General features: G+C 53.3%; 20 protein-coding genes. 10 read left to right on the top strand and 10 right to left on the bottom strand.

Going from position 1 to position 23,100, the window contains the following annotated elements:
- Nucleotides 1–28 precede the first annotated feature (28 nt).
- The 6 genes from ACQE3Y_RS14980 to epd form a co-directional block, all read right to left on the bottom strand.
- Nucleotides 29–751 carry an oxidative stress defense protein gene (locus tag ACQE3Y_RS14980; protein WP_250650818.1) on the bottom strand — a complete coding sequence of 241 codons (723 nt, stop codon included), beginning with the start codon at nt 749–751 and terminating at the stop codon, nt 29–31.
- A 175-nt stretch (nt 752–926) separates the two neighbouring features.
- The gene (gene argO / locus ACQE3Y_RS14975) at nt 927–1,550 is read right to left on the bottom strand and encodes an arginine exporter ArgO (RefSeq protein WP_426981993.1); all 624 of its coding nucleotides are present in this window, start codon (nt 1,548–1,550) and stop codon (nt 927–929) included.
- Nucleotides 1,551–1,707: 157 nt separating this feature from the next.
- Nucleotides 1,708–2,601 carry a small-conductance mechanosensitive channel MscS gene (gene mscS, locus ACQE3Y_RS14970; protein ID WP_426981992.1) on the bottom strand — a complete coding sequence of 298 codons (894 nt, stop codon included), beginning with the start codon at nt 2,599–2,601 and terminating at the stop codon, nt 1,708–1,710.
- 185 nt (nt 2,602–2,786) lie between these two features.
- Nucleotides 2,787–3,866, bottom strand: a complete 1,080-nt coding sequence (gene fbaA / locus ACQE3Y_RS14965; RefSeq protein WP_426973589.1) for a class II fructose-bisphosphate aldolase — start codon at nt 3,864–3,866, stop codon at nt 2,787–2,789.
- Between the two features lie 98 nt (nt 3,867–3,964).
- Nucleotides 3,965–5,128 carry a phosphoglycerate kinase gene (gene pgk / locus ACQE3Y_RS14960; RefSeq protein WP_085070223.1) on the bottom strand — a complete coding sequence of 388 codons (1,164 nt, stop codon included), beginning with the start codon at nt 5,126–5,128 and terminating at the stop codon, nt 3,965–3,967.
- A 50-nt stretch (nt 5,129–5,178) separates the two neighbouring features.
- Nucleotides 5,179–6,198: an erythrose-4-phosphate dehydrogenase gene (gene epd / locus ACQE3Y_RS14955; protein ID WP_250650821.1), complete on the bottom strand. Its 1,020-nt coding sequence runs from the start codon at nt 6,196–6,198 to the stop codon at nt 5,179–5,181.
- 641 nt (nt 6,199–6,839) lie between these two features.
- Here epd and ACQE3Y_RS14950 point away from each other — a divergent pair.
- A complete protein-coding gene (locus ACQE3Y_RS14950; RefSeq protein WP_426981991.1) occupies nt 6,840–7,406 on the top strand; it encodes a bactofilin family protein in 567 nt (188 codons plus the stop codon).
- Nucleotides 7,407–7,679: 273 nt separating this feature from the next.
- Here the strand turns inward: ACQE3Y_RS14950 and tkt are convergent, their stop codons facing one another.
- The gene (tkt, locus tag ACQE3Y_RS14945) at nt 7,680–9,671 is read right to left on the bottom strand and encodes a transketolase (protein WP_426973586.1); all 1,992 of its coding nucleotides are present in this window, start codon (nt 9,669–9,671) and stop codon (nt 7,680–7,682) included.
- Between the two features lie 290 nt (nt 9,672–9,961).
- Between tkt and ACQE3Y_RS14940 the strand changes: the two genes are divergently transcribed.
- Nucleotides 9,962–10,720 (top strand): M48 family metallopeptidase, encoded by a 759-nt coding sequence (locus tag ACQE3Y_RS14940; RefSeq protein ID WP_085070216.1) that lies wholly within the window; start codon nt 9,962–9,964, stop codon nt 10,718–10,720.
- A 130-nt stretch (nt 10,721–10,850) separates the two neighbouring features.
- Here the strand turns inward: ACQE3Y_RS14940 and speB are convergent, their stop codons facing one another.
- Both speB and speA read right to left on the bottom strand, forming a co-directional pair.
- Nucleotides 10,851–11,786: an agmatinase gene (gene speB / locus ACQE3Y_RS14935; RefSeq protein ID WP_426981990.1), complete on the bottom strand. Its 936-nt coding sequence runs from the start codon at nt 11,784–11,786 to the stop codon at nt 10,851–10,853.
- Between the two features lie 174 nt (nt 11,787–11,960).
- Nucleotides 11,961–13,937: a biosynthetic arginine decarboxylase gene (gene speA / locus ACQE3Y_RS14930; RefSeq protein WP_085070213.1), complete on the bottom strand. Its 1,977-nt coding sequence runs from the start codon at nt 13,935–13,937 to the stop codon at nt 11,961–11,963.
- Between the two features lie 788 nt (nt 13,938–14,725).
- On the opposite strand from speA, the gene metK reads away from it, so the two are divergent.
- The 8 genes from metK to ruvX all read left to right on the top strand — a co-directional run bounded on the left by metK (nt 14,726) and on the right by ruvX (nt 22,106).
- On the top strand, nt 14,726–15,877 hold the full coding sequence (gene metK, locus ACQE3Y_RS14925) for a methionine adenosyltransferase (protein ID WP_085070212.1): 1,152 nt from the start codon (nt 14,726–14,728) through the stop codon (nt 15,875–15,877).
- 427 nt (nt 15,878–16,304) lie between these two features.
- Nucleotides 16,305–17,702, top strand: coding sequence for a sugar porter family MFS transporter (locus ACQE3Y_RS14920; protein WP_426981989.1), 1,398 nt, complete (start codon nt 16,305–16,307; stop codon nt 17,700–17,702).
- Nucleotides 17,703–17,825: 123 nt separating this feature from the next.
- The gene (locus tag ACQE3Y_RS14915; RefSeq protein ID WP_426981988.1) at nt 17,826–18,344 is read left to right on the top strand and encodes a SprT family zinc-dependent metalloprotease; all 519 of its coding nucleotides are present in this window, start codon (nt 17,826–17,828) and stop codon (nt 18,342–18,344) included.
- A 106-nt stretch (nt 18,345–18,450) separates the two neighbouring features.
- A complete protein-coding gene (gene endA, locus ACQE3Y_RS14910) occupies nt 18,451–19,164 on the top strand; it encodes a deoxyribonuclease I (protein WP_426981987.1) in 714 nt (237 codons plus the stop codon).
- Between the two features lie 105 nt (nt 19,165–19,269).
- Nucleotides 19,270–20,001, top strand: coding sequence for a 16S rRNA (uracil(1498)-N(3))-methyltransferase (rsmE, locus tag ACQE3Y_RS14905; protein ID WP_426973580.1), 732 nt, complete (start codon nt 19,270–19,272; stop codon nt 19,999–20,001).
- A gap of 94 nt (nt 20,002–20,095) precedes the next feature.
- Nucleotides 20,096–21,040, top strand: a complete 945-nt coding sequence (gene gshB / locus ACQE3Y_RS14900) for a glutathione synthase (protein WP_426973578.1) — start codon at nt 20,096–20,098, stop codon at nt 21,038–21,040.
- 80 nt (nt 21,041–21,120) lie between these two features.
- Nucleotides 21,121–21,684, top strand: coding sequence for a YqgE/AlgH family protein (locus ACQE3Y_RS14895; protein ID WP_426973576.1), 564 nt, complete (start codon nt 21,121–21,123; stop codon nt 21,682–21,684).
- Complete coding sequence (ruvX, locus tag ACQE3Y_RS14890) at nt 21,684–22,106, top strand: Holliday junction resolvase RuvX (RefSeq protein WP_426981986.1); 423 nt, start codon at nt 21,684–21,686, stop codon at nt 22,104–22,106. The genes ACQE3Y_RS14895 and ruvX overlap by 1 nt, the downstream gene beginning before the upstream one ends.
- Here the strand turns inward: ruvX and ACQE3Y_RS14885 are convergent.
- On the bottom strand, nt 22,069–23,097 hold the full coding sequence (locus ACQE3Y_RS14885; protein ID WP_426981985.1) for a type IV pilus twitching motility protein PilT: 1,029 nt from the start codon (nt 23,095–23,097) through the stop codon (nt 22,069–22,071). The two genes, ruvX and ACQE3Y_RS14885, sit on opposite strands and share 38 nt — an antisense overlap.
- Nucleotides 23,098–23,100 lie beyond the last annotated feature (3 nt).

Genomic DNA, 23,100 nt, shown 5'->3' with positions numbered 1-23,100 from the left:
ATTCAGATGGCATTTCTGCCGGGTTCAACTAGTTACGCTGTAGTTCGAACACCACATCAACCTGATCGTCAAAATGAATGCTCTGCTGCTCATACGTTTGCTGAGCAGAGGTCATTGGCGCAGCCTCAGCGGCTTTGTACATACGCGCAATTGGCATCGGCTGATAGTTGGCAACATGGTAGCGCACGCTATAAACCTGGCCCAGCTTAGCGTTAAAGCCTTTTGCCAGCGCCGCCGCCTGCTGCGTGGCGTTTTCAATCGCCGCCTGTCGCGCCTTCGCTTTGTAATCATCCGGATTCGCTACGCCCAACTCTACCGAGCGAATCTCATTCAGCCCTGACTTCAGCGCGCCATCCAGTAAATCGTTCAGCTTATCCAGCTGACGCAGCGTCACCTGCACCTGACGTACCGCACGGTAGCCTTTCAGCACCGATTTACCCTCTTTGGTGTAGTCATATTCTGGCTGGGTACGCAGGTTCGCCGCATCGATATCTTTTTTCTCGATACCATTTTTACTGAGCAGATCGAAGTATTGCGCCACGCGATCGTCCGCCTGTTTTTTCGCTTCCGCGGCATCCTTGGAGGAAACGTTAACTTCTATCGCCAGCGTGGCGATGTCAGGACGGGCATCTACGCTGGCCTGTCCTGATGTAACAACGTGCGGTCCGTTGGGTAGCTCATTCGCCTGAGCGATTAACGGCCCGGTACTTAATCCCATCATTGCGGCCAGAGCCAGTGCTTTCAGTTTCACGAAAGGTCCTCCTTGAAGACAAAACAAATTAACGGGGCACCGTACTGGCAGTTGCCATCACGGCCACGCAAGCCTGCCACAAGCCAGCCGCGGGCGACATGCGTGCTCCTCTGAGTTTTTATTGTGGCAAAAGTTTCCTTTTTTGCCGCGCGCCGCGTTTAATTCTGCCAGCGGCTCAGTAAAAGCCCGTTAACGCCTGTAATGCCAGTTTGAAGGCAATGAACCACATCACTACGCCGACAAACAGATTAATGATGCGCTGCGCGCCGACCGTACTCAGCCGTGGTGACAGCCAGGCCGCCAGCAACGCCAGGCTAAAGAACCAGAGAAAAGAGGCACTGGCGGTGCCGAGCGCGAACCAGCGACGCGCCTCTGGCGGCAGTTGCCCACCAAGGCTGCCCAGCACGACAAAGGTATCCAGATAAACGTGCGGGTTTAACCAGGTCACCGCAATCAGCGTAGCGATAATTCGCCAGCGGCTTTGCTGCTTTAGTTGGGTACAGGCAAGAGAAATATTAGCGCTAACCGCCGTACGCAGTGCGCCCCAGCCATACCACAACAGAAAAGCGACGCCGCCCCAGGTCACCAGATTCAGCAGCAGCGGTGACTGATTAAGCAGCGCGCTGCCGCCGAAAACGCCGGCGGAAATCAGAATGATATCGCTTAGCGTACAGAGCGCGGCGGTCATAAGATGATATTGCTGCCGTATACCCTGATTAAGTACAAACGCGTTTTGCGGTCCCAGCGGCAATATCAGCGCTACACCCAAAGCAAGCCCTTGAAAGTAGATGGATAACATGAACTTTTTCCCAAAGCGGATAATGGCGGGCAGTGTATAGCGTCAGGACAAGCAGGAGAAATGGAAAGAATTAATGAGATATCAGCGAAGCTAATAACAGCGCGGGCGAGGTGTTACCTCGCCCGCTGGCTTACACTGCGTTTGCCATTGCTTGCCATTATTGTTTAACGTTAACGGTTTCTGCGCTGGCTTTTTCCGCTCCAGCAGACTTTACCTGATGCAAATGAACATCCATCTGCGGATAAGGAATACCAATGCCGTTCGCATCCAGCGCACGCTTGAAATTTTTCATCAAATCCCAGTAAACATCTATCAGCTCGCCACTATTACTCCAGCAGCGCACCACAAAATTCAGCGAGGAAGGCGCCATTTCATTCAATCCAATCTGTACGCCTTTATCCTGCAACACGCGCGGATCGGCATCCACAACCTCACGCAGCAGGGAGATCACCTGATCGACATCAGCATCGTAGGCCACACCGATAATAAACTCATTACGGCGCACCGGCTCGCGTGAGAAGTTAACAATGTTGCCAGAGATTATTTTCCCGTTAGGGACAACTACCATTTTACCGTCGGCGCTGCGTAACGTCGTAGAGAAGATCTGCACATTCAATACCGTGCCCATTACGCCGCCCAGATCGACAAACTCACCGGTACGGAATGGACGGAAGGTGACCAGTAGTACGCCTGCGGCAAGGTTAGAGAGTGAGCCTTGTAACGCGAGGCCCACCGCCAAACCTGCCGCACCCAGTACGGCAATCACCGACGCCGTCTGTACCCCGACGCGCCCCAGCGCAGCAATCAACGTAAAGGCGATAACGCCGTAACGCACCAGCGCCGACAGAAAATCTGCCACGGTGGCATCGATATGACGTGCGAGCAGCAGACGGTTTATTCCGTTCGAAATGATGCGCGCGATAATCATCCCCACAATAAGGATGGCGAAAGCGGCAACAATATTAACCGCATAACCGATCAGCAACGCCTGATTATGTATCAGCCATCCGCCTGCGCTGCTGATGCCATTTACCACATCTAAATCTTCCATCTATTCACCCTGTTATCTTTCCCCAAAAGAGATTGTGAAAACCGTTAGTGAGAGCTGAGCAGCCCTGCACCAAGGGTAACAATAACCATCCGCTTCGCCAAATAAGTGACGATAAAGGTTACATTTTTCATGCAAAATGCCATAAAAAAAAAGGCCCCCTGGGGCCTTTTATCATCAGTTCGCGATTACAGCGTATTGATGTTGTTCAGCTCTTTAAATGCCTGCTCTAAACGCACAACCATGGAAGTCTGTGCAGCACGCAGCCAAACGCGCGGATCGTAGAATTTTTTGTTCGGCTTATCGTCGCCTTCCGGGTTACCCAGCTGCGCCTGCAGATAGCCTTCGTTCTTTTTGTAGTACTGCAGAATACCGTCCCAGGTCGCCCATTGGGTGTCGGTGTCGATATTCATTTTGATTACGCCGTAGTCGATAGATTCTTTGATCTCTTCAGCAGAAGAACCAGAACCACCGTGGAACACGAAGTTCAGCGCATTGTGCGGCAGGTTATGTTTCTGGCACACATATTCCTGAGAGTTTTTCAGGATTTTCGGCGTCAGAACCACGTTACCCGGCTTATAAACGCCATGTACGTTACCGAAAGAGGCGGCGATGGTGAAACGGTGGCTTACTTCGCTCAACCTGGTATAAGCGTAATCAACGTCTTCCGGCTGGGTGTACAGCGCAGAGCTGTCGAGATGGGAGTTATCCACGCCATCTTCTTCACCACCGGTCACGCCCAGTTCGATCTCCAGCGTCATATCCATTTTCGCCATACGCGCCAGATATTTGCTGCAGATTTCGATGTTTTCTTCCAGCGTCTCTTCAGACAGGTCGATCATGTGAGAAGAGAACAGCGGCTTACCGGTCTGAGCGAAATGTTTTTCGCCCGCGTCCAGCAGACCGTCGATCCACGGCAGCAGTTTCTTCGCGCAGTGGTCGGTGTGCAGGATAACCGGCACACCATATTTTTCTGCCATCAGATGCACATGGTGCGCACCAGCGATCGCACCAGCGATAGCAGCAGCCTGCGGCTCGTCAGATTTAAAGCCTTTACCCGCGATAAATGCGGCACCGCCGTTAGAGAACTGAACGATAACCGGAGCCTGAGCTTTAGCAGCAGCTTCCAGTACGGCGTTGATAGAATCGGTGCCCACACAGTTAACGGCTGGCAGAGCGAATTTGTTCTCTTTTGCTACCTGAAATACTTTCTGTACGTCATCACCGGTGACAACGCCTGGTTTTACGAAATCAAAAATTTTAGACATCTGTTTTGTCCTGTTTCGTCGGCCGTGTTACGGATTCACGCCCATTTAAGTAAGCTGGGCAATACGTTCTGGCAGGACGCAAAGCCCTGCCCTAAAAGTTACTGTTTAGCACGCTCTTCGAGCATAGCGACCGCTGGCAGTTTTTTACCTTCCACAAACTCAAGGAACGCGCCGCCGCCGGTAGAGATATAAGAAATCTTATCTTCGATGCCAAACAGATCGATTGCCGCCAGCGTATCACCGCCGCCAGCAACAGAGAACGCTTCGCTATCAGCGATGGCGTTAGCGATGATTTCGGTGCCTTTACGGAAGTTCGGGAATTCGAACACGCCTACCGGGCCGTTCCACAGAATGGTTTTCGCCTCTTTCAGCACTTTCGCCAGGGACTGTGCCGTTTCATCGCCGAAGTCCATAATCTCTTCGTTGTCGGCGATTTCGTTAACTTTTTTCACCGTAGCCGGAGCAGTTTCAGAGAATTCCGTACCCACGCGTGAGTCGGTAGGCACCGGAATAGCGTACTGATCGCGCAAGCCTTTCGCGGCTTCAACGAAATCCGGCTCATACAGAGATTTACCGACTTTGTTATCGATAGCCACGAAGGTGTTGGCGATACCGCCACCGACGATAACGGTGTCAGCGATTTTAACCAGTGAGTTCAGCACGTCGAACTTGGTAGAAACTTTAGAACCACCCACTACCGCTACCAGCGGACGAGCCGGGTTGTTCATCACTTTACCCAGCGCTTCCAGCTCGGCAGAGAGCAGCGGGCCGGCACAGGCGATCGGCGCAAATTTACCTACGCCATGCGTAGAAGCCTGCGCGCGGTGAGCGGTACCAAATGCGTCCATAACGAATACGTCGCACAGCGCGGCATATTTTTTCGAGAGGGTTTCGTCGTCTTTCTTCTCGCCTTTGTTGAAACGCACGTTTTCCAACACCACCAGCTCACCTGCGCCAACTTCTACGCCGTCGAGGTAATCTTTAGCCAGGGTAACGTTGGTGCCGTTCAGTTTCTCTTTCAGGTAGTTAACTACCGGCAGCAGCGAGAACTCTTCGTTGTATTCGCCTTCGGTCGGACGTCCCAGGTGGGAAGTCACCATCACTTTCGCGCCCTGTTTCAGAGCAGCTTCGATGGTCGGCAGCGAAGCGCGAATACGCGCATCTGACGTCACTTTCCCTTCTTTAACCGGCACGTTGAGATCGGCACGGATCAGAACGCGTTTACCAGCAAGATCCAGATCGGTCATCTTAATTACAGACATGGTGAACCCTCTCGTTGATTCTCATAAGTTTTGTCAGACGCATCCGCGTCTTACCTGAAACCACTTGCGGCCATTGCTAACGTCGTGTCGAGCATCCGGTTAGCAAAGCCCCATTCATTGTCACACCAGACTAATGTCTTAACCAGGTGGTGACCGCTGACCCGCGTTTGCGTGCCGTCCACTATGGCACTGTGCGGATCGTGATTAAAATCGATCGAGACTAACGGCATTTCCGTATAGTCAACTATACCACTAAAAGCCCCCGCTGAGGCATTTTGCAGCACGGCGTTCACCTCGCGCGCGCTGACCGCAGCGCGGACGCTAACGCTGAGATCCATCGCGGTCACGTTAATCGTAGGCACCCGCACGGCGATCGCTTCAAAGCGATCGTGGAACTGCGGCAGGATGCGTCCAATGCCCGCAGCAAGCCGCGTATCAACGGGAATGATCGACTGACTGGCAGCGCGTGTACGGCGAAGATCGCTGTGATAAGCATCGATCACTTGCTGATCGTGCATCGCGGAATGGATAGTGGTCACGGTGCCGGATTCGATGCCAAAAGCATCATCCAGCAGCTTAATAATCGGAATAATACAGTTAGTCGTGCATGAGGCGTTGGAGACAATGCGATCGCTTTGTTTAAGCGCCTGCTCATTTACGCCGAAGACTACCGTGGCATCAAGATCGTTGCCGCCGGGATGGGAAAACAACACTTTCTTCGCCCCCGCCTGCAGATGGGCTTCGCCATCGGCCCGGCTACCCCAGATGCCGGTACAATCCAGCACCACGTCAACATTGAGTTCGCGCCATGGCAGATCGGCAATTTGCGCCTGATGCAGCAGACGAATCGTATCTTCACCCACCCACAATAGATCGCGCTCCTGACGCACTTCCCAGGCAAAACGACCATGGCTGGTATCATATTTCAACAGATGCGCCATACCGGCAGATTCCGCCAGTTCATTAATGGCGACCACGCTAATTTCTGCCCGACGGCCGGTTTCGTACAGCGCACGTAGTACGCTGCGTCCAATACGGCCAAAGCCATTAATCGCTACGCGAAGGGTCATACATCTCCTGCGTCAGAACCTGATAAATACGTGCCGATAGCCTGAGCCAGCCGTTACGATTTGTACAGGGAAAAATCCGCCAGCGCAATCCATCCAAAGTGTGAGGAATTGTCGAAACTGAAACGCTTCAGCCAGAATATTCGTTACCAGGAATAATTAAAATGATAGCGATCAACCCTTGGCACAAACTTCTGACGCAGATCACAAATTTGAATAAAAGTTGCCGTGGGTATCCCCGCTTTTGTCAGCGCTCATAGTATGGTGAGACAATATCAACGCCTGCTTTACATGCAAACCGCCTGCAAGCGGAGACCTGTGGTCATGCATCGCCCGCACTTTGCGGAGGACCTGATGCTCTGTATTAAATGCAGACATTATCTGACAGCTCTGTATTACCTGATAAAAGGTTCAGTCGTGACGACTGCACCGCACTTATTTTGGTTCGGTAAAAGGACGTTATGAACTATAAGCTGCTTTGGGGCGTCTGGTTTACCTGGGCTACGGCTTTACTGATTTATTGTCTTGAATGGGAAAGCCGCCAGGAGCTACTCATCCTCCTGTTAAAAATAATGTTGGCGTTAATAACCTCTTTCATTATTTTATCTTTACTTCGCTATATAACATCTCACAAAGGACTGATTATGTTTAAACGCAAAGAGAACGCATCCGCCAGTAATTCCGCTACGGAAGAACAGGCGTGTTATATTCCGCCGCAGCCAATACAGGATAATAGCGAAACGGTTTCGGCCGCGATGGTGGTAGACAAGGAAGCGACTATTATTCCCTCTAATTGCCATATTAACGGTGAGATAAAAGCGTCTGGCGATATGAAAATCAACGGTACTATCGACGGCACCATCACGGCGGAGCGAACCGTCTACGTGCTCAGTAAAGGCAGCGTGGAAGGAGAAATTTATGCCGCTAAGGTTGTTGTGGATGGCAAAGTCACGGGCGTTTGCGCCAGCGCGGTTGTAGAGATCAACGCCCGCGGCTTAATTGACGGCACCATTGAAAGCGACGATCTCTCTATCAATAAAAGCGGACGTTTTTACGGTACGTCGAAACCGCTGGCGGTAAAAAAAACGCCGCCGGAAAGCAAGCCAGCAGTTGATAATAACAATAGCGATGAACAGTTTACGATTATTCAACAGGTACTGGATAACGTGCCGGATAAATTATCATTCCAGATGAAACCTGAAGTTTATTAATTGCCAGATTCATAAATAAAATAACATCTACTAAATGAATAGATTTTACGTCAGCCAGTTAGACTCTTAAGCCCAGAAGGTTAGCTGCAGCAATTCCGCTATTTATTAACGAAAGTAATTAGTTGCTAAATTAATGGGCTGGACAATGGGGGGGCTAATTTCATAAAAGATATTTTTACTGCATAAAACAACATATAAATAATGGCGCGCGGATTATTAAACCGCGCGCCATGAAAATATCAGGTTCGTCCGCATAACGGACAAACCTTTTTCTTACAGAATCGCTTTCGCTTTTGCTACCACGTTCTCAACGGTAAAGCCAAACAGCTCGAACAGCTTCTCCGCCGGGGCAGATTCACCAAAGGTGGTCATGCCGATTACCGCGCCGTTCAGGCCGGTATATTTATACCAGTAGTCAGCAATACCCGCTTCGATAGCTACGCGCGCGCTAACCGCTTTCGGCAGCACTGATTCACGGTAAGCCTCATCCTGCTTATCGAACGCATCGGTAGAGGGCATAGAAACCACGCGTACCTGATAACCTTCAGAAGTCAGCTTATCCCAGGCAGCAACCGCCAGTTCAACTTCTGAACCGGTTGCGATCAGGATCAGCTGCGGCTGGCCTTCGCAATCTTTCAGCACGTAGGCGCCGCGCGCAATGTTTGCCAACTGCTCAGGGCTACGTGACTGCTGTGCCAGATTCTGACGGGAGAAAATCAGCGCTGTCGGGCCATCCTGACGTTCAATGGCATATTTCCACGCCACGGCAGATTCAACCTGATCGCACGGACGCCAGGTGCTCATATTCGGCGTGACGCGCAGGCTGGCAATCTGCTCAACCGGCTGGTGAGTCGGGCCATCTTCGCCCAGACCGATAGAGTCATGGGTATAGACCATCACCTGACGAATTTTCATCAGCGCAGCCATACGCGCCGCGTTACGCGCATACTCAACGAACATCAGGAAGGTGGCAGTGTAAGGCAGGAAACCACCGTGCAGCGCAATGCCGTTAGCGATAGCGGTCATGCCGAATTCACGTACGCCGTAGTGGATATAGTTACCAGCCGCATCATCATTGATGCCTTTTGAGCCGGACCACATGGTCAGGTTGCTTGGTGCCAGGTCAGCAGAGCCGCCCAGGTATTCCGGCAACAGTTTACCGAACGCTTCGATCGCATTCTGCGATGCTTTACGGCTGGCGATTTTCGCCGGATTGGCCTGCAGCTGCTCGATAAATTTCTGCGACTCTTCCTGCCAGTTGGCCGGCAACTCGTTGTTCATGCGACGCGTAAACTCAGCAGCCAGCTCCGGATAAGCCTGCGCATAGGCATCAAATTTCTGCTGCCATGCGGCTTCTTTTACCCGACCTGCTTCTTTAGCATCCCACTGCGCATAAATGTCCTGAGGGATAACAAAAGGCGCGTGTTCCCAGCCCAGCTGTTTGCGGGTCAGCACGATCTCGTCATCGCCCAGCGGCGCGCCGTGTGAATCATGCGTACCGGCTTTATTCGGTGAGCCGAAGCCGATAACGGTTTTACACATCAGCAGCGACGGTTTATCGCTCACCGCTTTCGCTTCTTCAATCGCTTTCTTGATCGCATCGGCATCGTGGCCGTCTACGCCGCGCACCACGTGCCAGCCGTAGGCTTCGAAGCGGGCAGCGGTATCGTCGCTGAACCAGCCTTCAATATGACCATCGATAGAGATACCGTTGTCATCGTAAAACGCCACCAGCTTGCCCAGCTTCAGCGTACCGGCCAGCGAGCAAACCTCATGGGAAATCCCTTCCATCATGCAGCCGTCACCCATAAACACATAAGTATGGTGATCAACGATGTCATGATTCGGACGGTTAAACTGCGCCGCCATGGTGCGTTCAGCGATCGCCATACCCACCGCATTGGCAATCCCCTGCCCCAGCGGTCCAGTCGTGGTTTCCACACCTGCGGTATAACCATATTCCGGGTGGCCCGGCGTTTTAGAGTGCAGCTGACGGAAGTTTTTCAGCTCGTCGATTGGCAGATCGTAACCGGTGAGGTGCAGCAGGCTGTAGATCAGCATCGAGCCGTGACCGTTAGAAAGAACGAAACGATCGCGATCGGCCCACAGAGGGTTGGTTGGATTATGGTTCAGATAATCGCGCCACAGCACTTCGGCGATATCAGCCATGCCCATCGGGGCGCCCGGATGACCAGATTTCGCTTTTTGTACTGCATCCATGCTCAAGGCGCGAACGGCGTTGGCAAGCTCTTTACGAGAAGACATGTGTTACTCCAGGTCGGATTTATTGCTTCGCCGTCCTTAACCTATTGTAATTAATGAGTTATCAGGCAAAGCCAAGGGAAAGTCGCCAAACAATGTACATGAAAAGCGGGGTGGAAGTACATGGCGTGAGATGCGAAATATCAGGGACATTTCGCGCTTTCGGCGTTGTCTACTGGGCTTTATATATTGAAACCGCTATAAAGGTGCCTTCCTGAAAAAAGCGCCACGCGTAGTTTTATGCAGGACTTATTATATTTACTAGCTTGTTACTGTTATGGGATATGAATGGAATGAAAATCCGTGCTTCTTTGATGGCCCTGTCGGTCGCCACTTTACTTTCTGGCTGTCAGAATATTGACAGCTCCGCGCTGATGCAGTCTGGCGCCCAGGCTTTCCAGGCCGTTACCCTCAGCAATGATCAGGTTAAGACGCTCAGCGACCAGTCATGCCAGCAGATGGACAGCGAAGCGCAAATCGCTCAGCCAGGCAGCACCTACCAGAAACGTCTGGATAAGATCGCCGCCGCGCTGGGCAATAACATTAACGGTACGCCGGCCAACTATAAGGTTTATCTCACCAAAGATGTCAACGCCTGGGCGATGGCCAACGGTTGTATCCGCGTTTATAGCGGTCTGATGGATATGATGACCGATAACGAAGTTGAAGCGGTGTTGGGTCATGAGATGGGTCACGTTGCGCTGGGCCATACGCGTAAAGCGATGCAGGTCGCTTACGCCACCACGGCGGCGCGCACTGCTGCAGCCTCAATGGGTGGTATTGCGGCCTCGCTGTCACAATCACAGCTCGGCGAACTGGGTCAGAAACTGGTTAGCGCGCAGTTCTCGCAAACCCAGGAATCTCAGGCGGATGATTACTCTTACGACCTGCTGAAAAAACGCGGCATCAATCCGAACGGACTGGTTACCAGTTTTGAAAAGCTGGCGAAGCTGGAAGGCACTCATCAGAGCTCGATGTTTGACGACCATCCCGCTTCTGAGGCGCGCGCGCAGCATATCCGTGAACGTATGGCTGCCGACGGCCTTAAATAAGTTAACCCACAGGGGCGTTACGCCATCTCTTTTTAGCCAGCGGCATAAAAAGGAGGCGTTTCGCCTCCTTTGTGCATGATAAGCAATAAAGCGCTGACCGCCGCCTGACAATGTCGCGACGGTCAGAGGTTTAACCTTTATTAGCTTTATTCACCGCCTGCACGTGCAGCATATCCAGCGCAATGGTTGCCGCTGCCAGCGAAGTCAGATCGGACTGATCGTAGCCCGGCGCCACTTCTACCAGATCCATCCCCACAATATTCAGGCCCTGCAGACCGCGAACCAGCTTCAGCGCTTTATCGGTGGTCAAACCGCCAATAACCGGCGTGCCGGTGCCAGGCGCATGCGCCGGATCGAGGCAGTCGATATCAAAAGTCAGATAAACCGGCATGTCGCCGACGATCTGCTTCACCTGCACCAGAATGTCATCAACGCCGCGATCGTTAATCTGCGCCGCATCCAGCACCTGATAACCAAGATTTTTATCAAACTCGGTGCGAATACCGATCTGTACCGAGCGCTGCGGATCGATCAGACCTTCGTTCGGCGCATGATGGAACATGGTGCCGTGGTCAAATTTCGGGCCGTTGGAGTAGGTGTCGGTATGCGCATCAAAATGAACCAGCGCCATCTTGCCGAAATGCTTTGCATGGGCGCGCAGCAGCGGCAGGGTAATGTAATGATCGCCGCCAAAAGTGAGCATACGCTTACCGCTTGCCAGCAGTTTTTCCGCATGCGCCTGCAGCTTGTCGGTCAGATCCTGTGAATCACCGAAAGCGTAAACCAGATCGCCGCAGTCAATCACCTTCAGACGCTCGCGCAGATCGAAATCCCACGGCCAGCGACAGCCTTCCCATGCCAGGTTAGTGGAGATCTGGCGAATCGCGCCCGGGCCCAGGCGGCTGCCGGGACGACCAGACGTCGCGGCATCAAAAGGAACGCCGGTGATCACCCATTCAGCATCGCTGTCGTACGGCTGGAAATTCAACGGCAAACGCAAAAAGCCGAAGGCGTTGGAAACCAGGGAATTATCGTACTGATGACCTAAGGTGTTGGTGTTATTCATAACAACTCCTTTTATTCATGACGGCGCGGCCGACATGGTTGTTCAGATGAAAAAAATCCCCTCCGCGTCGTTAAACCCGACGAGGAAGGGATTGATGAGATAACTGACGGCGATTATCGCCGCGCGAAACGCTGGCGGCAATGTCATTTTTGACCCTCGCCGCCGCATCGCTGCTTATTCGTCTTCTAAATAAGTATAGCCGTAGAGGCCCGCTTCAAACTCTTCAAGGAACTGCGCGCGCAGTTCATCGTCAAGCTCGGTCTGTTTAACCTGATTGCGGAACAGATCCAGCAGCTCCTGCGGGTTCAACTGGACATATTCCAGCATATCCGCAACGGTATCCCCTTCATCCGACAGCTCTACTTCCACGCTGCCGTCGGCGAAAGCGTAAACGTTAACCGCTTCAGTATCGCCAAACAGGTTATGCATATTGCCCAGGATCTCCTGGTATGCGCCCACCATAAAGAAGCCCAGCATCGGCGGGTTATCCACGTCGTACTGCGGCATCGGCATGGTGGTAGCGATGCCATCGCCATCCACGTAGTGATCGATGGTGCCATCAGAATCACAGGTGATGTCGAGCAGTACCGCGCGACGCTCCGGCTTCTTATTCAGCCCTTCCAGCGGCAACACCGGGAACAGCTGATCGATGCCCCACGCATCCGGCATCGACTGGAACAGCGAGAAGTTAACGTAAATCTTATCCGCCATACGCTCCTGCAGCTCATCGATAATCGGACGGTGAGCGCGGTTGCTGGGGTCAAGATGCTGCTGAATATAGTGGCAGATGCTCAGATAAAGCTGTTCTGCCCAGGCGCGCTGCGACAGATCGTAGGTGCCCTGCGAATAACCGGTATGGATATCATGCAGATCCATCTGGCTGTCGTGCAGCCATTCACGCAACGAACGACGCGTATTCGGCTCGTGCATCTCCTGCCAGGTTTCCCACATGCTCAGCAGCGGACGCGGCGCATCCACTTCCGGCGCCGATGGCTTGCTGAACTCGCTGCGCTCAACGCCGATAATGTTGGAAACCAGCACGGTGTGATGCGCGGTTACCGCACGGCCCGACTCGGTAATCACCGTCGGATGCGGCAAGCCATGCTCTTCACAGGCGTCGCCAATGGCCCAGATCACGTTGTTGGCGTATTCGTTCAGGCCATAGTTAACGGAACAGTCTGACTGCGAGCGCGTACCTTCATAGTCAACGCCCAGACCGCCGCCGACATCAAAACACTGGATCTTAACGCCCAGCTTCGCCAGCTCCACGTAGAAACGCGCGGACTCACGTACGCCGGTAGCGATATCGCGGATATTGGCCATCTGCGAACCGAGATGGAAATGCAGCAGCTGCAGGCTGTCGAGACGCCCGGCGTTGCGCATAATATCCACCAGCTGCAGCACCTGCGAAGCGGAAAGACCAAACTTCGATTTTTCACCGCCGCTGGACTGCCATTTACCGGACCCCTGCGAGGCCAGACGGGCGCGAATACCCAAACGCGGCACCAGATTCAGGCGTTCCGCTTCTTCCAGCACCAGTTTCACCTCGGTCATTTTTTCGATAACCAGGTAAACTTTATGGCCCATTTTTTCGCCAATCAGTGCCAGACGGATATATTCACGATCTTTATAGCCGTTACAAACGATAACCGTGCGCGTCATACCGGCGTGAGCCAGTACCGCCATCAGCTCCGCTTTCGAACCCGCTTCCAGACCCAGCGGCTCGCCGGAGTGGATCAATGATTCGATCACGCGCTTATGCTGGTTCACCTTGATCGGATAGACCAGGAAGTAGTCGCCCTGATAGCCGTAAGACTCACGCGCGCGTTTAAAGGCAGCGTTAATAGAGCGCAGACGATGTTGCAGGATCTGCGGAAAGCAGAACAGCGCCGGCAGGCGCTGGCCGTCAGCTTCACGCTCTTTTACCAGGCGGGCCAGGTCTACGCGCACTTCCGGCATATCCGGATCGGGACAGACGCTAATATGCCCCAGCTCGTTGACGTCATAATAGTTGTTGCCCCACCAGGCAATGTTATAGGTGCGCAGCATTCTGCTCGCATCTTGATCGCTCATCGCCACCTCCTGCATTGAGCGCAGTTCACCCTGTTCGCCTGCTGACGAACCCTTGATATTCTTTATGTCGTCAGACATTGCGAACCTCAACATTAATTAGTGTTGCAGAATAATTAACAACTATCGCAGTTTGGCGCTGCCAGAACAAGCCACCTTCCGGCGAGATCGCCAGCATAAAATGCTGAACGGTCGCCTCAACCCACTGCGTCATAGATTCAGTGTAAAACACGTCGCTGAACTCCGTGTTGCGGGATAAAAAAGCATCAGCTCACCTTCAGCTAAAACTGAAGGCACCCAGTCAAACTGTAGCAAGTTAGCCTGCGCTCGTGTCGTGATGATGACCGAAACAGAGAAAACCTTGACGGAAAAGGCTGGCGGAGGAGCAAACGGAAAGAGACGAATACACATCAGTGCAGCGGAGTGAACCGGAAGAAAGGGTGAAAACCTGGTTCATTACTCGTATCACCTCCACACATGCCGGGCATGTGGAAAATAGGCCTGAGGGTGAAAATCAGATATCTCATCTGACGGGCCAGACGCGCTGAGCGTCCTGTATCTTCGCTGAAAACAGCAGCCGCGTTTTATACCGCTCACGCGGGCAAATTGCAAAAACAAATTATGTAAGCTGTGGTTGCTGTCAGGAAATCGGGCCAGCTGCCGATAATCAGAAAGCACCACCCGACAAAAAAGGGCTGGCAATTCGCTTACAGAGTAACCTAAAATAGACGTCCAGATGTTAATCCGTCTAAACTGGTTAACTTCTGTGCTGCACGCGGCTTTGCCTGAAGGGGCGCTGGAACAGGCTAAGCCTTTTCCCTGCGCCGGGCAGTTGTTAATTAAACCGTTTTAGTAAGGTAAAGAATTAAATGGCTAAACACCTTTTTACCTCAGAGTCCGTATCCGAGGGACATCCTGATAAAATTGCCGACCAAATTTCGGACGCCGTTCTTGATGCGATCCTCGCTCAGGATCCGAAAGCTCGCGTGGCTTGCGAAACGTATGTGAAAACCGGTATGGTCCTGGTGGGTGGTGAAATCACCACCAGCGCCTGGGTTGATATCGAAGAGATCACTCGTCAAACCGTGCGTGATATTGGCTATGTTCACTCCGATATGGGCTTTGATGCTAACTCCTGTGCCGTTCTGAGTGCTATCGGCAAACAGTCGCCCGATATCAATCAGGGCGTTGACCGCATCGATCCGCTGGAACAGGGCGCGGGCGATCAGGGCCTGATGTTTGGCTATGCCACCAATGAAACCGATGTGCTGATGCCTGCGCCGGTGACTTATGCTCACCGTCTGGTACAGCGTCAGTCTGAAGTACGTAAAAACGGCAGCCTGCCGTGGCTGCGTCCGGATGCAAAAAGCCAGGTAACCTTCCAGTACGATGGCGGCAAAATTGTCGGTATCGATGCCGTTGTGCTCTCCACGCAGCATGCAGAAGATATTTCTCAGGCCGACCTGCAAGAAGCGGTGATGGAAGAGATCATCAAGCCGGTCCTGCCGACGGAATGGCTGAGCTCTACCACCAAATTCTTTATCAACCCAACCGGACGCTTCGTTATCGGCGGCCCAATGGGCGACTGCGGCCTGACGGGTCGTAAGATCATCGTTGATACCTACGGCGGCATGGCTCGTCACGGCGGCGGCGCGTTCTCTGGTAAAGATCCCTCTAAGGTTGACCGTTCAGCGGCTTATGCGGCGCGCTATGTGGCAAAAAATATTGTGGCTGCCGGCCTGGCCGATCGCTGTGAAATTCAGGTTTCCTACGCTATCGGCGTAGCTGAACCAACGTCTATCATGGTTGAAACCTTCGGCACCGAGAAAGTCTCTACCGAGCAGCTGACTCTGCTGGTACGTGAATTCTTCGACCTGCGTCCGTATGGCCTGATTCAGATGCTGGATCTGCTGCAGCCGATCTATCGCGAAACGGCAGCTTACGGCCACTTTGGTCGCGAGCATTTCCCGTGGGAAAAAACCGATAAAGCACAACAGCTGCGCGACGCGGCTGGTCTGTAATCCTTTCACGCTGCCGTTTTCATCGGTGGCGTCTGTATAAAAAGGGAGCATTCATTGCTCCCTTTTTTATTCCTCATGTTTTTTTTCCCCAGCTACACTTTTTGTTGCCTGTATATACCGCTGGCATGATAACGCTTACAAATCGAAAGGCCTTATATTTCGGTTATTTAGGATTTAATCGCGGATGTATTTTGTCAGAAAATGCGTTATTTTCAGCGTCGTCTGATGGCGCATTAACACCGGACTGTCAGAAACTTAACAGGTGCTATACCTTACTGGTTATGTAACCAGAGCCTGGTGATAAATGCTGGTTTTCAGGGTTCCGGCGTGTGTAACCGATTACACCTCTGTGATCCGTCTCACTTTTCGCCCGGCTCAGGTTTCCTAACATTGATAACTACAACGATGGATACTATTCGGAGGCAATATGCCTGGTAATACCCACAAAAGCAGAACCTCGAATAAGATGATGACCTTATTCGTCTGCTTTCTTGCTGCACTTGCTGGCCTGCTGTTTGGCCTGGATATTGGCGTTATCGCCGGTGCCCTACCCTTTATCGCTAAAGATTTTAATGTTACCAGCCATCAACAGGAGTGGATCGTTAGCTCAATGATGTTTGGCGCAGCGATCGGCGCGATCGGTAGCGGCTGGATGTCTTCCCGCCTGGGCCGTAAAAAAAGCCTGATGGCCGGTGCGATCCTGTTTGTTATCGGTTCTCTCTGGTCGGCCATGGCGCCGAACCCGGAGATGCTGATCGCCGCACGCGTGGTACTTGGTCTGGCCGTGGGCGTTGCCTCCTATACCGCGCCGCTTTACCTGTCAGAAATCGCGCCGGAAAAAATTCGCGGCAGCATGATTTCTCTGTATCAGCTGATGATCACCATCGGTATTTTGGGCGCTTATCTTTCTGATACCGCCTTTAGCTATACCGGTAACTGGCGCTGGATGCTGGGCATTATTACCATTCCTGCCGTTCTGTTGCTTGTTGGCGTCTGTTTCCTGCCGAACAGTCCACGCTGGCTGGCGGCAAAAGGCCACTTCCGCGATGCGCAACGCGTGCTGGATCGCCTGCGTGACACCAGCGAGCAGGCAAAGCGTGAGCTGGATGAGATCCGCGAAAGCCTGAAGATCAAGCAGACCGGCTGGAGCCTGTTCCGCGAGAACAGCAACTTCCGTCGCGCGGTATACCTGGGCGTGCTGTTGCAGGTTATGCAGCAGTTCACCGGCATGAACGTCATCATGTATTACGCGCCGAAAATCTTTGAAATCGCGGGCTTCAGCAACACGACCGAGCAGATGTGGGGCACGGTAATTGTTGGCCTGGTCAACGTGCTGGCAACCTTTATCGCTATCGGTCTGGTGGATCGCTGGGGCCGTAAACCCACGCTGACGCTGGGCTTCCTGGTCATGGCGGTTGGTATGGGTATCCTTGGCACCATGCTGCATATGGGTATCGAATCGCCGGGCGCGCAATATTTTGCCGTTGCCATGCTGCTGATGTTTATTATCGGCTTTGCGATGAGCGCCGGTCCGCTGATTTGGGTACTCTGCTCGGAAATTCAGCCGCTGAAAGGGCGCGATTTCGGGATTACCGTTTCCACAACCACCAACTGGATTGCGAATATGATCGTCGGCGCAACCTTCCTGACGATGCTGAATACGCTGGGCAACGCCAATACCTTCTGGGTATACGCGGGCCTGAATATTCTGTTTATCATCCTGACGGTAATGCTGATCCCGGAAACGAAAAACATCTCTCTGGAGCATATCGAACGCAACCTGATGTCGGGTAAAAAACTGCGCGATATTGGTTCGCAAGAGTAACCCTGCTATCTGCAACAGCCGGGGCCGCCTTTGCCGCCCCGGTTTTTTTTATCCTCTGCCTCTGCTCAATCGCTACCCGCGCCCCATTGTTTTCTTGCTTTACGCGCCGTATTCTTTGCCGCTATGAAACCCATTCGCCTTCCTATTCCCCTGCAGCAGGCCGTTATGCGTGCGCTGCGTGAGAAACTGCAGCAGGCCAATCAGCGCCTGGCGCGCAATTACCCTGAGCCCACTCTGGTGTATCAGCAGCGCGGTACGGCAGCCGGCACCGCCTGGCTGCAAAGCTGGGAGATCCGCCTGAATCCCGTGCTGCTGCTGGAAAACCAGCAGGCGTTTATTGAAGAGGTGGTGCCGCATGAGCTGGCGCACTTGCTGGTATGGCGTCACTTTGGCCGCGTCGCGCCACATGGCAAAGAGTGGAAATGGATGATGGAAACCATTCTGGACGTTCCGGCGCGCCGCACGCATCAGTTTGAAGTTGCCTCCGTGCGCGGTAAAACCTTTCCCTGGCACTGTCGCTGTCAGCAACATCATCTCACGGTGCGCCGCCATAACCGTGTTATGCGCGGTGAAACAGAGTACCGCTGCGTTCAGTGCGGCGATCTGCTTCAGCCTGGCCATTACCCGGCATCAGGTGACTAAGCCGCCTGATTAATGCGCATTTCCCTCCGATCGGCCCTTTAGCATTCCGACAGACGACGCAATCTGGTACGCTGCGCGCTCTTTTTCATCAGCTGAAAAATGGAATATGTCTCGCAAATTTTTGTTTACCGTTGCCTTTTCTGTTCTGCTTGCGCCTTTAGCCGCGCACAGCCTGAGCGGAAATACTTATCATCAGAATAATTTTCAGCAGGCGAAGAAAGTCGCTGTGCAAATCAATGCCGATGCGCCAGGCTCTTTCTACTGCGGCTGTAAGATTAACTGGGAAGGGAAAAAAGGCGTGCCCGATCTGGCCTCGTGCGGCTATCAGGTGCGTAAAAACGCCAACCGCGCCAGCCGCATCGAATGGGAACATGTGGTTCCCGCCTGGCAATTCGGCCACCAGCGCCAGTGCTGGCAGGACGGCGGTCGTAAAAATTGCAGCAAAGATGAAGGCTATCGTCAGATAGAATCTGATTTACATAACCTGCAGCCGGCAATTGGCGAAGTGAATGGCGACCGTGGCAACTTCATGTACAGCCAGTGGAACGGCAGCGAACAGCAGTATGGCCAGTGCGAAATGAAAATAGATTTTAAAAATAAGCTGGCAGAGCCACCGGCCCGGGCGCGTGGCGTTATCGCCCGAACTTATTTTTATATGCGCGATCGTTACCAGCTGCGCCTTTCCCGTCAGCAAACTCAGCTGATGCAGGTATGGGATAAGCAGTATCCGGTAACGCCCTGGGAATGCGAACGTGATAAACGCATCGCAAAAATTCAGGGAAACCACAACCCTTACGTTGAGCGCGCTTGTCAGCGTTAAAAGCGCTGCCCTAAACTTTACATAACCGCATGGCAGGCTCTGCGTCTGTTATGCGAAGGTACTTTATGCCGTGCGCCTGCGCGGTCTGTTATGATCAGGAATATCATGCGAAAACCCCGCATTTATCATCCCGAATCCCTGACGGTGGGTCATGAAATCGCGCTAAGCGAAGATGCCGCCAATCATGTTGGCCGGGTGCTGCGTATGGGCAGCGGCCAGGCGCTGGAACTGTTTGATGGCAGTAATCTGGTTTTTGACGCTGAAATTTTACGCGCCGATAAGCGCAGCGTAACGGTCAAAGTCACGCAAAGCCGCATGGATAGCCGCGAGTCGCCTCTTCATCTGCACCTGGGACAGGTGATGTCGCGTGGTGAAAAAATGGAATTTACCATTCAGAAGTCGATTGAACTGGGCGTTAATGTTATTACCCCCTTGTTTTCTGAGCGCTGCGGCGTAAAGCTGGACGCCGAGCGGCAGGCCAAAAAGATTCAGCAATGGCAAAAAATCGCCGTGGCCGCCTGCGAGCAGTGCGGACGCAATGTGGTGCCTGAGGTCCGTGAAGCGATGTCGCTGGAAACCTGGTGCGCCGAGCAGGATGACGCAATGAAGCTGAATCTGCATCCGCGAGCGCAACACAGCATTAATACGCTGCCGCAGCCGGTGGAGCGGGTTCGCCTGCTGATTGGCCCGGAAGGCGGATTAACCGCTGAGGAGATCGCGATGACCGGCCAACATGGTTTTACCGATATTTTGCTTGGACCACGCGTGCTGCGCACCGAGACTACCGCGCTCACTGCAATTACGGCACTCCAGGTCAGGTTTGGCGATCTGGGTTAAGCTGAATAAGCGGCCCATTGCGTTAAGCCTGTAAAAAGAATTTATGCCAACCTGCGGCAAGCGGCATACCGACCGCCCGATCGAGGAGAGAAGAATGATTAAGCTTGGCATCGTCATGGATCCTATTACGACGATCAATATTAAAAAAGACTCCAGCTTTGCAATGCTGCTGGAAGCACAGCGCCGCGGTTACGAAATTCACTATATGGAGATGAACGATCTCTATTTACGCGGCGGTGAGGCGCGTGCGCGTACCCGTCAACTAAGCGTTGAGCAGAACTACGATAAGTGGTTCGAATTTGGCAGCGAGCAGGATATTGCGCTGGCTGAGCTGAATGTGATTTTGATGCGTAAAGATCCGCCTTTCGACACAGAATTTATCTACGCCACCTATATGCTGGAGCGTGCGGAAGAACAGGGCGTGCTGATCGTTAACAAACCGCAGAGCCTGCGCGACTGTAATGAAAAGCTGTTTACCGCCTGGTTTGCCGAGTTAACGCCCGATACGCTGGTCACACGCGATGCGAAGCGGATCCGTGAGTTCTGGCAGCAGCATGGCGATATTATCCTGAAGCCGCTGGACGGCATGGGTGGCTCTTCCATTTTCCGTGTGAAACAGGACGATCCAAACCTTGCGGTGATTCTGGAGACGCTGACCAATCACGGCAGCTTCTTCTGCATGGCGCAAAATTATCTGCCAGCGATCAAAGAAGGTGATAAGCGCGTGCTGGTGGTGGATGGCGAACCCGTTCCTTATTGCCTGGCGCGTATTCCTCAGTCGGGTGAAACGCGTGGCAATCTGGCCGCCGGTGGACGCGGTGAAGCGCGCCCGCTGAGCGAAAGCGATTGGGAAATCGCGCGTCGCGTTGGCCCCACGCTGAAGCAAAAAGGCCTGATCTTTGTTGGGCTGGATATTATCGGTGACAAGCTGACCGAGATTAACGTAACCAGTCCAACCTGCATTCGTGAAATCGAAGCCGCCTTCCCGGTCTCCATCACCGGTATGTTGATGGATGCCATCGAGAAGCGCCTGGCATAAATTTGAACGGGGCAGTAGCCCCGTCTTCAACCCGTTAATGGCCTGCCGTTCGCCGTTAACCCGTATTCAGACGAGTGAGAATGAATTTACAGCACCATTTTTTGATTGCGATGCCCGCCCTCCAGGATCCGCTGTTTAAACGTTCGGTGGTGTATATCTGCGAGCATAATCAGGACGGCGCCATGGGATTAATTATCAATAAGCCGATGGAGAACCTGACGGTTGAAGGCATCCTCACTAAGTTAAAAATTGCGCCCTCACCGCGCGATCCGCAGGTTAAACTGGATAAGCCGGTGTTCTCCGGCGGCCCGCTGGCTGAAGATCGCGGCTTTATTTTGCATTCTGCCCAGCGTACTTTCGCCTCCAGTATCCGTATCTCCGATAATACCGTCATAACCACCTCGCGCGATGTTCTGGAATCTCTTGGAACGCCGGAACAGCCGGAGCAGGTGCTGGTGGCGTTGGGCTACTGCGCCTGGGAGAAAGATCAGCTGGAAGGCGAACTGCTGGAAAATGCCTGGCTTACCACCCCTGCTAACAGCAATATTCTGTTCCAGACGCCAATCGCTGATCGCTGGCGTGAAGCGGCAAAAAGCATCGGCATAGATATACACAACATCACCAGCGAGGCAGGTCACGCCTGATGAGTAACATGACACTTCTGGCGTTTGATTTTGGCACCAAAAGCATCGGCGTCGCGGTAGGCCAGCCTCTTACCGGCACCGCGCGCCCTTTAACCGCCCTGAAAGCGCAGGATGGCGTGCCCAACTGGGAACAGATCGAACGACTGTTACAGGAATGGCAGCCGCAGCAGGTAGTGGTCGGCCTGCCGCTTAATATGGACGGCACCGAACAACCACTGACCGCCAGGGCGCGTAAGTTTGCTAACCGGCTGCATGGCCGTTTTGGCGTGCAGGTTGTTTTACATGATGAGCGGCTCAGTACCGTTGAGGCACGCGCCGATCTGTTTGCTCGTGGCGGCTATAAAGCGCTCACGAAAGGCAGCGTCGATTCGCTTTCGGCGGTGATCATCCTGGAAAGCTGGTTTGAGAACTATCCGGTCTGACAGTCAGCCCCTGTTGCTGCCGCTGTAGCAGGCTCTGTTCGAAGGTCTGCATACCTGACTGCATCCCGGTTTGCAGCAGGCCTGCTATCTGATGGGTTTTCCCCTCACGGATCAGGTTGGCGATCGCCGGCGTATTGATTAACACTTCATACAGCCCAACGCGCCCTCCCTCTTTCGCCACTACCAGTCGTTGGGCGACCACCGCCTTCAGGCTGGACGCCAGTTGACTGCGCACCAGGTTTTTCTGCTCAGCCGGAAAAACATCTATCAGGCGATCCACCGCCTGCGCCGCATTGCGCGTATGCAGCGTCGCCAGCACCAGATGCCCGGTTTCCGCCGCCGTCAGCGCCAGGCGAATTGTCTCCAGATCGCGCAGCTCTCCCAACAGAATCACATCGGGATCTTCGCGCAGCGCCGCCCGTAATCCCTGCTGAAAGCTGCTGCAATGCTGACCGATCTGCCGCTGCTGAATCAGCGACCGGTGACTAAGGTGAATAAACTCAATGGGATCTTCAAGCGTAATAATGTGGCGAGCCGCCTGCTGATTTAAGGCATCTACCATTGAGGCCAGCGTGGTTGACTTGCCGCTGCCGGTGGCACCGGTAATCAGGATCAGGCCATCCTGCTGCTCCAGCAGCGCCGGAACGCTGGCAGGCAGCCGCAGCGCCTCCAGCGCTGGACAGCGGCTACTAATCACACGCAACGCCAGCGATATACCCTGCCGCTGCTGGAATAGATTCGCGCGCAGGCGCTGCCCGCTGTAGGTGGTTATCGCAAAATCAATGTCTCCGTTCTGCGTCAGGCTGGCCTGCTGATCAGCATCCAGCCAGCGCTCACGCAGCGCCTCCAGCATTGCAGTACAGGTTGGCGGCTGATCGGGGATGGGTTGCAGCACGCCATCCAGACGCCAGCGCGGCAAATGTCCACTACAAAGATGCAGATCGGCAGCATTATGCTTTACACTAAGGGCCACGATTTCTTCCACATCCATGAT

The sequence above is a fragment of the Pantoea sp. FN0305 genome (assembly GCF_050113845.1).
In the GTDB taxonomy this organism is placed as follows: Bacteria; Pseudomonadota; Gammaproteobacteria; order Enterobacterales; family Enterobacteriaceae; genus Mixta; species Mixta alhagi.
This window is presented reverse-complemented; position numbering and strand designations above follow the sequence as displayed.